At 36.6% G+C, this 13,799-nt stretch carries 12 protein-coding genes; 9 read left to right on the top strand and 3 right to left on the bottom strand.

From position 1 onward, the window contains the following. Positions 1-59: 59 nt before the first annotated feature. Both HMPREF9456_RS07245 and lgt read right to left on the bottom strand, forming a co-directional pair. Entirely contained in the window at positions 60-1,265 is a 1,206-nt protein-coding gene (locus HMPREF9456_RS07245) for an FprA family A-type flavoprotein (RefSeq protein ID WP_006842845.1), read from the bottom strand. 12 nt (positions 1,266-1,277) lie between these two features. Next, positions 1,278-2,138: a prolipoprotein diacylglyceryl transferase gene (gene lgt, locus HMPREF9456_RS07240; RefSeq protein ID WP_006842844.1), complete on the bottom strand. Its 861-nt coding sequence runs from the start codon at positions 2,136-2,138 to the stop codon at positions 1,278-1,280. A gap of 376 nt (positions 2,139-2,514) precedes the next feature. On the opposite strand from lgt, the gene HMPREF9456_RS07235 reads away from it, so the two are divergent. The 5 genes from HMPREF9456_RS07235 (at position 2,515) to HMPREF9456_RS07215 (ending at position 8,932) form a co-directional block, all read left to right on the top strand. Then, the gene (locus tag HMPREF9456_RS07235) at positions 2,515-4,488 is read left to right on the top strand and encodes a glycogen debranching enzyme N-terminal domain-containing protein (RefSeq protein ID WP_006842843.1); all 1,974 of its coding nucleotides are present in this window, start codon (positions 2,515-2,517) and stop codon (positions 4,486-4,488) included. A gap of 73 nt (positions 4,489-4,561) precedes the next feature. Further along, complete coding sequence (locus HMPREF9456_RS07230) at positions 4,562-5,818, top strand: glycosyltransferase (protein WP_018074846.1); 1,257 nt, start codon at positions 4,562-4,564, stop codon at positions 5,816-5,818. Positions 5,819-5,837: 19 nt separating this feature from the next. Beyond that, positions 5,838-7,274, top strand: coding sequence for a glycoside hydrolase family 57 protein (locus HMPREF9456_RS07225; protein ID WP_006842841.1), 1,437 nt, complete (start codon positions 5,838-5,840; stop codon positions 7,272-7,274). 78 nt (positions 7,275-7,352) lie between these two features. Beyond that, positions 7,353-7,829 carry a radical SAM-associated putative lipoprotein gene (locus HMPREF9456_RS07220; RefSeq protein ID WP_006842840.1) on the top strand — a complete coding sequence of 159 codons (477 nt, stop codon included), beginning with the start codon at positions 7,353-7,355 and terminating at the stop codon, positions 7,827-7,829. Beyond that, positions 7,829-8,932 carry a TIGR04133 family radical SAM/SPASM protein gene (locus HMPREF9456_RS07215; RefSeq protein WP_006842839.1) on the top strand — a complete coding sequence of 368 codons (1,104 nt, stop codon included), beginning with the start codon at positions 7,829-7,831 and terminating at the stop codon, positions 8,930-8,932. Before HMPREF9456_RS07220 ends, HMPREF9456_RS07215 begins: the two co-directional genes overlap by 1 nt. A gap of 7 nt (positions 8,933-8,939) precedes the next feature. Here the strand turns inward: HMPREF9456_RS07215 and HMPREF9456_RS07210 are convergent, their stop codons facing one another. Next, entirely contained in the window at positions 8,940-9,689 is a 750-nt protein-coding gene (locus HMPREF9456_RS07210) for an RDD family protein (RefSeq protein WP_006842838.1), read from the bottom strand. Between the two features lie 131 nt (positions 9,690-9,820). Between HMPREF9456_RS07210 and HMPREF9456_RS07205 the strand changes: the two genes are divergently transcribed. The 4 genes from HMPREF9456_RS07205 to HMPREF9456_RS07190 all read left to right on the top strand — a co-directional run bounded on the left by HMPREF9456_RS07205 (position 9,821) and on the right by HMPREF9456_RS07190 (position 13,797). Then, a complete protein-coding gene (locus HMPREF9456_RS07205) occupies positions 9,821-10,810 on the top strand; it encodes a stage II sporulation protein M (protein WP_006842837.1) in 990 nt (329 codons plus the stop codon). Continuing rightward, entirely contained in the window at positions 10,770-11,651 is an 882-nt protein-coding gene (locus tag HMPREF9456_RS07200; protein ID WP_006842836.1) for a hypothetical protein, read from the top strand. The genes HMPREF9456_RS07205 and HMPREF9456_RS07200 overlap by 41 nt, the downstream gene beginning before the upstream one ends. Positions 11,652-11,741: 90 nt before the next feature. Beyond that, a complete protein-coding gene (locus tag HMPREF9456_RS07195; RefSeq protein ID WP_006842835.1) occupies positions 11,742-12,425 on the top strand; it encodes a hypothetical protein in 684 nt (227 codons plus the stop codon). Then, a complete protein-coding gene (locus tag HMPREF9456_RS07190) occupies positions 12,415-13,797 on the top strand; it encodes a DUF4350 domain-containing protein (protein ID WP_006842834.1) in 1,383 nt (460 codons plus the stop codon). The genes HMPREF9456_RS07195 and HMPREF9456_RS07190 overlap by 11 nt, the downstream gene beginning before the upstream one ends. Positions 13,798-13,799 lie beyond the last annotated feature (2 nt).

The following is a 13,799-nucleotide window of genomic DNA, read 5'->3' as shown; positions in this document are numbered from 1 at the left end:
AAGCCGTTCTTCAAAGAACGGCTTTTGTTTTATATAATATCTACTTAATGGCAAATAGCTTATCTGTCTTGTTTAAGTCTGTCGGCCATAGCCTTTCCCAGAGAAACACAGTCTTCATAAGTATTTAGGTTCATAGCTTGCTTCATTTCTACCGGCGAGCCTATGACTTCAAATTTACTGTCGCTTGCAAATTGAGCCAAACGCTTAACTGCCGCTCCCGCCCAGGTAAATGATCCGAAATATCCGAAATAACGGTTCTTCATATCACGACCCTCAATTTTCGAGATTAGATATTCTACCTCAGGAAAGAGTTTGTTGTTGTATGTAGGAGATCCGATGATCAAACCTTTATATTTGAATATATCACGTATAATGTATGAATGTGAACGTTTCGATACATTGTGTAATATAACCTCTTTTATCCCTTGTTGAGCCAGTTCGTAAGCTACTGTTTCAGCCATTTGCTCAGTGTTGCCATACATACTGCCATAAGCAATCACAACGCCTTCATCTCCTTCATAACGGCTTAGTTTGTCGTATATGCTGATTACTTTTTTTATCTGCTCATCGAGAGTCCATATCGGACCATGTGTAGAACAGATATATTTTATTTCGAGAGTATTAAGCTTTTCAAGTGCTTTTTGTACAGGAGAGCCAAACTTGCCTACAACGTTAGAATAATAACGCACCATCTCATCGTAGTAGCGTTCAGGATGTAGTTGTGCATCGGTAATACCACCATCAAGAGTTCCGAATGTACCAAAAGCATCACCCGAGAATATGATTTTATGATAAGTATCATATGTCATCATTGTTTCAGGCCAATGTACCATTGGTGTCAGATTGAAAATAAGCTTATGTTTATTACCCAAAGATAGTTCTTCACCGTCTTCTATAACTTTTACTCCATCTGTGATTCCATAAAATCCTTGTACCATCTCAGCCGTACGCTTGTTGCCCACGATCTGTACATTAGGGAACCTGTTTCTAAGCAATCCCAAAGAACCAGAGTGATCGGGTTCCATGTGATTGATGATTACATAGTCAAGAGACTTTCCGTTTAAGGCTATTTCCAGTTTATGGAAAAAGATATCAGAATAACATACGTCTACTGTATCAAAAAGAGCTGTCTTTTCATCTACAAGAAGGTATGAATTATAAGATACGCCTTTAGGGAGTGGCCATAAGTTTTCAAAAAGATTCTTAGTGCGATCATTTACTCCGATATAGTAAAGGTCATCTTCTATTGGAATTGGTTTTAACATACGAAATTACTTCTACTTCTTTATTGTTTTGCTTTCTATTGTTGCTTTTTTTCTTGTTGCATTCCACACTAGCCATATACCCCATAGTACGAATGGGATACTTAGCAATTGTCCCATATTAATACCGAAAGTAGCTATCATATTAACTTCAAATGGCTCCTGTATATTTTTTATGTATTCGATACAAAATCTAGAAAGGAAGATCCCTATAAGAGAGACTCCTAATATCAGACCTTGTTTGTTTTTTGCATTTGTTTTATAGAATAGATATAATCCCACACAGAATATAGCGAAGTAAATCAATGCTTCATAAATTTGTGTCGGATGGCATGGCAGTTCGTTCGAGCCACCTTCAGCTATTGGGAAATGCCAATGCGGGTCGCGTACAAAATTGAAACCCCAAGGAAGAGTTGTAATTCCTCCGTATATTTCAGAATTCATTAAATTACCAAGTCGGATACATGTTGCGCCAATGGCAACACCTACTATCAGCCGGTCGAGAGCCCATATCATACTTTTTTTGGTAACTCTGAGCGAAAATAGCCATATACCAACCGTCATGCCTATCGCTCCCCCGTGGCTCGATAAACCTCCTTCCCATACCATAAGCATCTTTAACGGATTGCTTAGGTAATATACCGGGTCGTAAAATAAACAATGCCCCAATCGTGCTCCGATAATGAGGCCCGTGAGAACATAGATGAATAACGAATCGAACCACTTCTCAGGCAGCTTTTCCGATTTGTACATTTTTTGCACAACAATAGTTGTTAGCAGTACTCCGGTAGCCCAAAGTATTCCATACCATCGTATTTCTCGTCCCAATATAGCAAAAGCATCAGGGTTTACATCCCAGGTAATAAATGAAAGCATATACTTGTTTTTATTTCAAAATTTTTACTTTACCTTTTTTCGGAGTACAAATATATAAAATACTTATCAATAGATATACTTTATTGAGATAAGTTAAAGTGCTCTTTGTTAATATTTGCGTATAAAGTATTTATTGATAATTATTTGTGTGTTTTAGAAGGAAGAGTTTATTATATATAATTATTCTAAATAGAGAGACGTCTATTGATTTGAATATTAGTGTATATAAGGTAATGTTAATAAAATATCCTAAAGCTTCGCTTTTTGTTAACATTTTTCATATCTTTAAGAACAAAAAAGTTTGTTGTATAAAGGAGTTTCAATTTATATAGCTTGTTTGTTGACATATTAATACCGAAAATCTATCAGTAACATTATGGATTACAATTATAAAAAGACCAATGCTTACCTCAAATTTGATAAATCGCGGATGGTTAACCTCGAATACTCGCTTTATCGTGAGATTTTGAGAACAAACCGGAGGGGAGCATATCACTGTACAACATTAGTAGAGTGTAACACACGAAAGCAACACGGACTACTCGTTCTTCCTGTACCCCGCTTGGGTGATACAAATCATGTATTACTATCATCCTTAGATGAAACCGTAATACAGCATGGTGCGGATTTCAATCTGGGGATACACAAATATGATGGAAATAATTATAGCCCGATGGGGCATAAATATATACGAGAATTTGATTGCGACTCGTTGCCGCGAACTATATATAGAGTAGGGGGGGTGATTTTATCTAAAGAGAAGATGTTTTCTTTAGAGGATAATTCCATCTTTATCAGATATACGCTGATAGATGCTCATTCGCCTACAACAATGCGTTTCAAGCCATTCTTAGCATTTAGGGATGTGAACGAATTGACGGAAGAGAATTCGATAGCAGATCTTGGATATAAGGAAGTGGAAAATGGCATAAGTATGTGTATGTATACCGGCTATCCCGATTTGTTTATGCAGTTTAATAAGCCTGTAAATTTCGTCTTCGAGCCAAACTGGTATAAAGGTGTGGAATATATGCAGGATATGAATCACGGATTACCATACAAAGAAGATTTGTATGTGCCCGGATATTTTGAATTACCTATACAGAAAGGTGAGTCAGTTATATTCTCGGCTAGTGATATTCACGTAGATACGAATAAACTGGTTTCTTCGTTTGAAAAAGGTATAAAAGAGCGTACCCCTCGCTCTTCTTTCTATAACTGTCTGAAAAATTCAGCACATCAGTTTTATTATCGTCCCACCAAAGATGAACTATATTTACTGAATGGTTATCCTTGGGGTGAGGTTAAGACCCGAGAGCAATTTATGGCTTTGGAAGGACTTACACTAGGGGTTGGCAAGAAAGATGCTTTTGAAGAGATTGTTGATACTGCTATTCCTACAATTCAGCAATTTATGGAGGGAAAACCTATTACCGGATTCCTGAAGGATATAGGCGATGCAGATGTTCTTTTATGGGTGATACGTGCTCTTAAAAAGTTTCAGATGTGCGATTCTGAGCGTTTTTATTTGAAATATGCTAGTCTGGTTAGTCAGATCGTAAGCTTTATACAAGAAGGCAATCACCCGAACTTGAAACCATTAACGAATGGGTTGCTTACTGTAGACAATAAAGTTGGTTATCCGAGTTGGATGCATAATAAGATTTCGGATGGACATTATTTAACTCCTCGTACAGGTTGTTTGGTTGAGGTTAATGCATTCTGGTATAATGCACTCAAGTTTAATGAAGAAATAGCACGCAATCAAGATAATCCGAAGCTGGAAAGAAAGATGGCTCTATTAGCTGAGATTACAAAAACATCGTTTTTGGAAGTCTTTCTTAACGATGGAGGCTATTTGTACGATTATGTTGTGGGTAATTTCGTCGATTGGAGTGTCAGACCCAATATGTTATTGGCTATCGCTGTCGATTACCCATTGCTAGATAAGCGACAAAGTAAAAGTATAATTGATATAGTAACTAAAGAATTGCTTACACCTAAAGGCATTCGTTCCTTGAGTCCGAAGAGTATTGGTTTTCGTCCAAGATGCGAAGGCTCATTGTATGACCGCCTCTACAGTGCTTTTAATGGTGCGGCATGGCCGTGGCTGCTGCGGGCATATCAGGAAGCTTACCTTAAAATATTTCAGCAGAGTGGATTGTCTTTTCTCGACCGTCTTTTGATTGGTGTTGAGGACGAAATGTCTAACGATGGCATAGGTTCTTTATCTTCTGTATATGATGGCAGTATCCCTTATTTCGGACATGGACAAATCTCTTATGCCATAAATGTTGCCGGAATAATAACTGCTCTCAATGTACAGAAAATGTTTGGAGATGAATATTGAATGATAAAGAATAGCTCTTTATGCAATATGATTTAGATTTTTAAATTTACAGAATAGTTTCGAACTAAAATATATGAAAGCATTAATGTTTGGATGGGAGTTTCCTCCCCACATATTAGGCGGGCTTGGAACAGCCAGTTATGGATTGACAAAAGGGATGTCTTTGCAGCCTGATATGGAAATCACATTTGTTATACCTAAACCCTGGGGAGATGAAGACCAGAGTTTTCTGAAAATAATAGGAGCATGCAATACCCCTGTAGCCTGGCGTGAGGTTTACTGGGACTACGTGAGTGAGCGTCTGTCGAAATATATGGATCCTCAGGAATATTATAATCTGCGCGACCATATTTATGGCGATTTTAATTATCTGCATACAAATGATTTGGGTTGTATCGAGTTCTCGGGACGTTATCCCGACAATTTGCTCGAGGAGATAAATAATTATTCTATTGTGGCAGGAGTGATTGCTCGCACTCATAATTATGATATAATACACTCACATGATTGGTTGACTTATCCCGCAGGAATACATGCCAAAAATGTTTTGGGAAAACCTTTGGTTATACATGTGCATGCTACAGACTTTGATCGTAGCCGAGGCAAGGTAAATCCGCAGGTTTATCAAATGGAAAAAAACGGGATGGACTACGCAGACCATATTATCTGTGTGAGTGAACTGACCCGGCGAACAGTAATTGAAAAATATCATCAAGACCCTGCAAAGGTGACTACTGTGCACAATGCAGTAGAACCATTAAGTGCCGAGATTGTCGCTATAGAGCCTCAAAAAGGGAAAGATAAAGTTGTAACTTTCTTGGGGCGTATCACGATGCAGAAAGGCCCTGAGTATTTTGTGGAAGCTGCCGCTCGTGTACTAGAAAAGGCTAAGCATATACGTTTCGTAATGGCTGGAAGCGGCGATATGATGGAGCGTATGATCTATCTTGTAGCCGAAAGAGGGATATCGGATAAATTTCATTTTACAGGATTCCTAAAAGGAAAACAAGTATATGAAATGCTCAAGCGGAGCGATGTATATGTAATGCCTTCGGTTTCGGAACCATTTGGTATTTCGCCACTAGAAGCTATGCAGTGCAGTATTCCTACTATTATATCAAAACAATCCGGCTGTGCCGAAATCTTAGATAAAGCAGTGAAGATTGACTATTGGGATGTTGAGGCTATGGCTGATGCTATATATTCTATTTGTACATACGATGCCATGTCTGAATTCCTGAGCAGAGAAGGCAAAGAAGAGGTGGATAGTATAAAATGGGAATATGCCGGACAAAAGGTAAGGGATATTTATAACAATCTATGTCGATAATAAAAAAACAAAATACATTATGAAAAATATATGTTTCTATTTCCAAATACATCAGCCTCACAGGCTAAAGCGCTATCGATTTTTCAACATTGGCGGTGATCATTACTATTATGATGACTTTGCCAATGAGGATTTTATGCAACAGGTGGCTGAGGTTTCTTTTATACCTGCCAACAGGTTGGTGCTTGAAATGATAAAAGAATACGAAGGCAAATTTAAGGTTGCATTCTCTATTTCGGGCGTGGCTTTAGATCAGATGGAAATATATGCTCCTGAGGTTATTGACGGGTTTAAAGAGTTGGCAGATACAGGTTGTGTTGAGTTTTTGACCGAAACACAAGGACATTCTCTTGCTTCTTTGGTAGACCCTGAAGAGTTCAAGAAGCAAGTAAATGAGCATAGCAATAAGATAGAAAGCTTGTTCGGGCAACGTCCAAAGGTATTTCGCAACACAGAGTTAATATATTCTGACGAAATTGGACACTTAGTCTATGAAATGGGCTATACAGGAATATTGACTGAAGGTGCTAAGCGAACACTCGGATGGAAAAGTCCTAATTATCTTTATCAAGCAGCAGAAGAGCCAAAACTGAAGTTGCTGCTACGTAATTCAAAATTCAGTGACGATATTGCAACTCGTTTTTCGAACTATAGCTGGAATGAGTATCCGCTTACTGCCGATAAGTTTATTTCCTGGGTTGCTAATACACCAAAAGAAGAGCAGGTTATCAATCTGTTTATGAATTATGAAGCATTGGGCAATTTTCAAAAGAAAAGCTCGGGTATATTCGAATTTATGAGAGTTTTGCCTCGTTTCGCTGCTGAGAATAACATTGGATTTGCTACGCCATCAGAAATATTTAAGACGATGAAGCCTGTTGATTCTATTTCGTCTATGCATCCTATATCATGGGTAGGTGAAGAAAAAGATGTTTCGGCATGGTTGGGTAATACATTGCAAGAAGAGGCATTCAATAAGTTATATGAAATAGCGGAACGTGTTCGCCTAAGTCAATCGAGACGGATATTACAAGACTGGATATACTTGCAATCGAGTGATCATTTTTATTATATGGGAACAAAGAATGCGTTGCCATTTAGTCCTTATTCATCTCCATACGAAGCATTTAATACTTATATGAATGTATTGAGCGACTTCAAGGAAAGGGTAGAAGCCGAATTTCCTAGTTCTATTGATAATGAGGAGCTTAATGCATTGCTTACTACCATTCACAATCAGGCAAATGAAATAGAAGAGCTGGAAGACAAAATTGAAAAGCTGGAAACTCAGTTAAAGCCTAAACCAAAAGCTACAACGATAAAACCCAAGGCAACAGAGAAACCTAAGAGTGTAGCAACTAAATCAAAGGCTGAGCCTAAAGTTGAGAGTGCGAGGCCTGTAGCAAAACCGAAGGTAAGTGCGAAGGTAAAAGCTAAGCCATCTGCAAAGAAATAATTATTCATGCAACTTTCTGTGTATTATATGCATCATAATTATAGATAACTTAATCTATACTTATTAAAACATATACTTATGAAAATTAAGCTTCTTTCTGTATACTCAAGGATTTTATCATTTGTCCTTGTTTTTCTAGGTTTTCAATCATGCTCAACAGTTGATCCTAAAGATGAGTATGGAACTCCATCTGCTAAGTTCATTGTGAAAGGGAAGGTAGAAAACGGCGATAAAGAAGTTTCGGGACTGAAAGTTGCTTTAGGAGTAGTTAATTATTATAGCTCTAACAGTAAAAAAGCATACTATGTAGACAGTGTGAATACCGATGCGAGAGGTTTATTTAGAGTATTGATTAAAGACTTTCCGACTAGTCAGAAGTTTGTTATAAAATATGAAGATATTGATGGGGATAAAAACGGATTATTGGAAACAGTGATAGATACTGTAAGGTTTGATAATCCGAGTTTTACCAATGGTAGCGGTGGTTGGTATGCCGGCGAAACGACAAAGGATTTGGGTACTGTAAAGCTTAACTCATCTAATCCTGAAAAATAATGAGTGTAGACGACATTTCCTTCCGAAAGCGTTTAGGTTTAGAACTGTTTCGCCAGCATAAAAAGAATCAGACCTCTCTACATAAATTAAACTATCTGATTTGGGAATGTACCTTGCGATGCAATTTGGCATGTAAGCATTGTGGCAGTGATTGTCACAAAGACATGAAGCAAAAAGATATGCCTTTGGAAGACTTCCTACGTGTGGTAGATGAAGTTACCCCTCATGTGAATCCGCATGATACAATGATTGTTATAACAGGTGGTGAGCCATTGATGCGTAATGATCTTGAAGTCTGTGGGCAGGAATTATACAAAAGGGAATATCCGTGGGGAATGGTGTCCAATGGGCTATTTTTATCCGAAAAAAGATTGACAAGCCTTCTTGATGCCGGTTTACGTTCGGTGACAATAAGTCTCGATGGGCTTGAGGATAGGCATAATATAATGCGTGGAAATAAGAATAGCTTTCGTATGGCATTTAATGCTATTTCGATGCTGACGCAAACTAAAGATATTGTATTTGATGTTGTTACTTGTGTTACGGCTGATACATTTTCTCAGCTCAATGACTTGAAAAAGCTTCTCATCGATACCGGCGTTAAATCATGGCGTATTTTTACAGTGTTTCCTATCGGAAGAGCTGCCGATCATAAGGAACTACAATTATCCCCGGTTCAGTTTAAGCAATTATTTGAATTTATAAAACACACTCGTAAAGAAGGTCTTATAAACCTCAGTTATGGTTGCGAAGGATTCGTGGGCAATTATGAAACTGAGATCCGAGATCATTTTTATTTTTGTCATGCAGGGATCAACATTGCATCGGTACTTGTAGATGGTTCTATCTCGGCATGTCCTAATCTGCGGTCAAATTTTACTCAGGGAAATATATATAAAGACAGCTTTTGGGATATATGGTCGAATCGTTACCAGCCATTTCGAGACCGTAAATGGATGAGGCAGGGCGAATGTAAAGACTGTAAATATTTTCGTTATTGCGAAGGAAACGGTATGCACTTACGGGATGAAAATGGTGAATTGTTGTTTTGTCACCTAAAGCGTATAAAAGAAGGGGAGACTCTTGAACTTAATATTACCTGATAATTACTTATACTTCTTGTACCGCTAAATAATTGTAGTCGGTCACTACTTTTCGAAGAAAAATTCTGTCAGGGCCATCATAGTCATAGCCTGTAATCGATTTTATTCTGTCTGCCAAACGCTGGTTAAAGTATTCGTTGTATTGCATGCGCTGGTCATCTATGATAGAAGTAATCGTTTGAATGTCTCTGTCGGATAACTTGTCAAGAACATCTTTATAGGTAACTTTATAGTCTTCATGAAAATCAAGATCAGAAAGCTTTAACTCTTTGTTTCGTGCATTCAATCTGAGGTCTATGACTGTTGTTCCTGCCAAATAATCACCCAATCGTTGCGACTTTTTTGTAACAGCAATCATTATGATAGCCAGAAAACCCTCTGTAAACGTAAAATCAACTAACCGGAATAACCACCTTAACAGATAAGAACTTCCGGATGGAACAGTCCCATCGACATTCACAACTCGTATTTTTACGATCATTTTGCCAATGCTTTGTCCTTTATTTAATGTTTCGAATAAGAGGTCATAGAAAAGTACAGGGGAAGCCATTATTATAATTATAAATATCATGGCAGTGTTTCCATCAAACGCACTCCATAATCCGGCCTGGGAGAAAAGAGATATAATTCCAATCCAACCTAAATACCAAATTAAAATTACAACCCAGTCGAGAATATAAGCTAAAAGTCTGTATCCGACACCGGCTGTTTCGTAGTCTATTGTTACGTTTTGGGTTGTTTGTACTTCTATTATCATAAACACTAAAAAATAAAGAACAAATTTATGTTTTTTGTATGATTATATGGTACAAATTTTTCATTCTTTTTAACCAAAGAGCTATATTTGTGCTGAAACAATATATTATAAATGCAAACTTGTAGTTTTTGATGAGAGAGGCCGCATTTGTCAAGCAAAATAGAGATAAGTGGCAAGAAATAGATATCCAGACCAAGGAAAAAGATATTCCGGCTGAAATATTAGCGGATAATTTCATTGAACTCACGGATGATTTATCTTATGCGCGTACGTTTTACCCGCGGTCGCAAACAGTAAAATATCTAAATCAACTTACAGGACGCTATTTTATCAATATATATCAGTATAAGAAAAAAGAGAAAGGACGCTTTTTCCGTTTTTGGAAAGAAGAAATACCTTTGATCATGTACAAATATCGCAGACATATGCTTTATTCTTTTCTGACTATGTTTGCCGGTGTTTTACTTGGAATATTTTCTTTAGAACAGGAATCTGCTTTTGCCAGTCAGATATTAACTCCCGGATATGTAAATCAAACTCTCGAGAATATAGAAAGCGGCGATCCGATGGCTATATATAAAAGCTCGGATGAGGCTCCCATGTTTTTCGGTATAGCAACCAATAATATTAGAGTAGCGTTTTATGCATTCATCGGTGGTGTTTTATTTTCTATGGGTACAGTCTATATCTTATTCTCCAATGGTGTAATGCTCGGTGTTTTTCAATACTTTTTCTTTAAGAAAGGTTTGTTGTTTACTTCGGTTATATCCATTTGGTTGCATGGGACATTAGAAATATCAGCAATCGTAATAGCCGGAGGTGCGGGGCTTATATTGGGTAATAGTATTTTATTTCCCGGTACATACAAACGCATAGTGTCATTACAGAGAGGTGCAAAAGATGCTGTGAAAATAGTTGTTGCACTGATCCCCGTTTTTATTGTAGCGGCTTTTATCGAGAGTTATCTGACTCGTTTGACCGAAATGCCGGTTTACTTTAATCTGACAATAATTGGCTTGTCAGCCTTATTTATTATATGGTATTTTATCTATTATCCTTATTACATCAATAAAAAAACAAATGAAACAACAACAAAAGATCAGGTTATATCAAAGCCGTGACTTTAGCGGTATTTTTGATACTTCAATTGCATTCATTAAGCAAAATTATGGAGCAATCTTAAAGGGTATATTGGTATTTATACCTATTACACTTATTGCTACATATCTTCTTATGAATTTATTCTCTTTTTCGAATATGGGCATGACTTCTATTGGAGAATATGAAGACGATCCATTTGCAATTTTTCGATCTATATTTGATTGGCGATTTTTTCTTGGTATATTTATTATGATGGTAGCAGGATATTTAATGTCCCTTTATCCTGTGTGTTATATGGCATTATATGCCGAATCGAAAGATGGCACGGTAGATAGTAAGGATGTTTGGACAAAAGTGAAGCAAGTAGCACTTCCTTTGTTCGGTTATTCTATCATTTATGGTATTCTGATTTCTGCAGGTTGGATATTGTGTTTGATTCCCGGGTTGATTATTTCGGTATACCTTTCACTGTATTTTTATACATATATCATAGAAAGGAAGGGGCTGGTAGAAACTTTTCAGCGTAGTATTGAGCTTGTTCGTCATCATTGGTGGATATCTTCCGGATTAATAACCATTTTTTCTATTATAGCCAGTGTTATTGGTTTTGTGTTTACACTTCCGGTATATGGCACGATGATCGGTAATCTATTAGGAATAGATTTTCTTACCAGCGAAATATATATATACCTTACATACTCTTTGAGTTACACAGCTCGCATGTTGTTGAGCCCTATACTAATAATAGTATTGGGTGTTATGTACTTTAGTTATAGAAGCCAATTGGATGGTATTGGTGTTACAGACGAAATAGATATGATTGGTGTAAATAAAGAAGAAGACCAACCGATTCAATATTAATACTAATATTTCAACATATCCCTTAGGGTGGTAAATACAAATAAAAATATATACATATTCAAGAGCATTTTATTAATGCTCTTGGTTTGTATGTGCATAAATCTTTTTGGTCAGTCAGATTCTATTGCAACAACAAGGCCTGTACACATTCAAGAAAAAGTAAACATCCGCATACCCGATAAAAGTAAGATAGAGGAATATAAAAAAGATGCGCGATTTCAGTATAAAAAAGAAGAAAGGGGTCTATCGTGGTGGGATCGGATATTGCTGGCAATCAATAACTTTATCAATAATTTATTTGGTGCGGTCGCTAAATCAGGAATGCTGAGCATTGTAGTGTTACTTATTATAGTGGTTGTAATATGCTTGATTGTCTTAAAACTTATCGGAGTAGATTACAGAACATTATTGGGTAAGAAAGAACTAGATAAGTCGGATATCGATATCTATACAGAAAATGTACATGAAATGAATTTTGATGCATTAATATCTAATGCATTGAAAAACAAAAATTACCGCCTGGCTGTCCGTTTTTTATATCTGAAAAATCTGAAACAAATGTCTGATAAGGACATTATAGAATGGAGTAGCCATAAGACCAACTATAGTTATCAGTACGAGATACAGGATCCCTTGTTGCGCTCCAAATTTCTTGAAACTACATTAATCTTTGATTATGTATGGTATGGTGAATTCGAGTTGGATGAGAGTAAATTCACTGAAGTAGATTCTCGTATGGGCGACCTAAATAAAATGATAAACCATGAAAGATAAGAAACTAATAATTCTGATCGGGGTGATTATCCTTTTATTGATTGGTTTGTCGTATGCCCGAACCAAAGCTCCTAAGCCTGTAGATTGGAGACCTACATTTATAAATACCAAGACATCTCCATACGGAACATACATTGCATACGAGCTACTTGGGGATATTTTTCACAAAAAGAATATACGATCTACACGCACACCAATATATAATAACCTGAAAGAAAGCATGGAAGAATACTTCTCCTACGACAAATCTTATGATTCGTATGGTTCAGGTTATTATGAAGACTCTGACGATGAATATGACTATACTGAAGAGTCTGATACAACTCAAGTAAATACCGACCTGGTAGTCGATACAGTACTTGAGCAAGGATTTGAGGAACTGAACTTTGACCCTACTGAATGGTATAAAAGTCTTGATGCAGAAATAGATACTACAGCATATATATTTATCAATACCAAGTTTACACTCGATAAAGTAGATATGCAATATTTACTCGATTTTGTTGGTTTGGGAAATAATGTGTTCATCTCGGCAGAAAGCTTTTCTTCGAGCCTGATGGATACTTTAGGTATAAAGACAAAACATAGATATTTTGAAGCAGATACAGCTTATTATTTAATAGATTCTCCGCATCAGAAATATAACTTTGCAGGTATAACTGGTGAAACAAGGCTTAACACAGATAGTTGCAAATTGGTGTCACGTCCATTGGCCTTTAATAACAAAAAAGATACAGTGTTCATAGAAGTACAATATGGAAAAGGGCATTTCTATTTGCATACAATTCCTTCTGCTTTTGTTAATGTCAATCTACTACAACTAAACAAATATGATTTTGCTTTCAGATGTTTATCTTTTTTACCACAGAATAGTAAAGTTATTTGGGACGAATATCAAAAGCAAGGTGGTACTGATGCGAATAGTAGTATATTCAAAGCGATGTTGTCTAATCCTTTGTTACGTATTGCACTATATCTTATACTCGGCGGTTTGCTGCTCTTTGTTATCTTTAGGGCGAAACGTACTCAACGGATTATACCTGTCATCAGACCGCATATAAACTCTTCGTTAGAGTTTCTAGGTACAATCAGCAACTTGTATTATCGCAAAAAAGACTTTAAAACCATTGCCGAAAAGCGACATGCATACTTCCTTGACTATATAAGGAAGAATTACTACATGTCGACAGAGAAAATTAATGATGACTTTTTGGATGTGCTGAGTGCGAAATCAGGTGTTGAGAGAGACAAATTGAGTAATCTATTTAATTTATATAACGATATAATTATATTGCCTCATGCGTCAAACGATATATTCTTGCAATATAATAGTCTGTTGGAAGAATTTTATAGAAAGGTAAAAAACAAATAAAA

The organism is Dysgonomonas mossii DSM 22836, assembly GCF_000213575.1.
Taxonomy (GTDB): domain Bacteria; phylum Bacteroidota; class Bacteroidia; order Bacteroidales; family Dysgonomonadaceae; genus Dysgonomonas; species Dysgonomonas mossii.
Note: the sequence above shows the minus strand (reverse complement) of the source record. Positions and strands in the feature narration are given on the sequence as shown.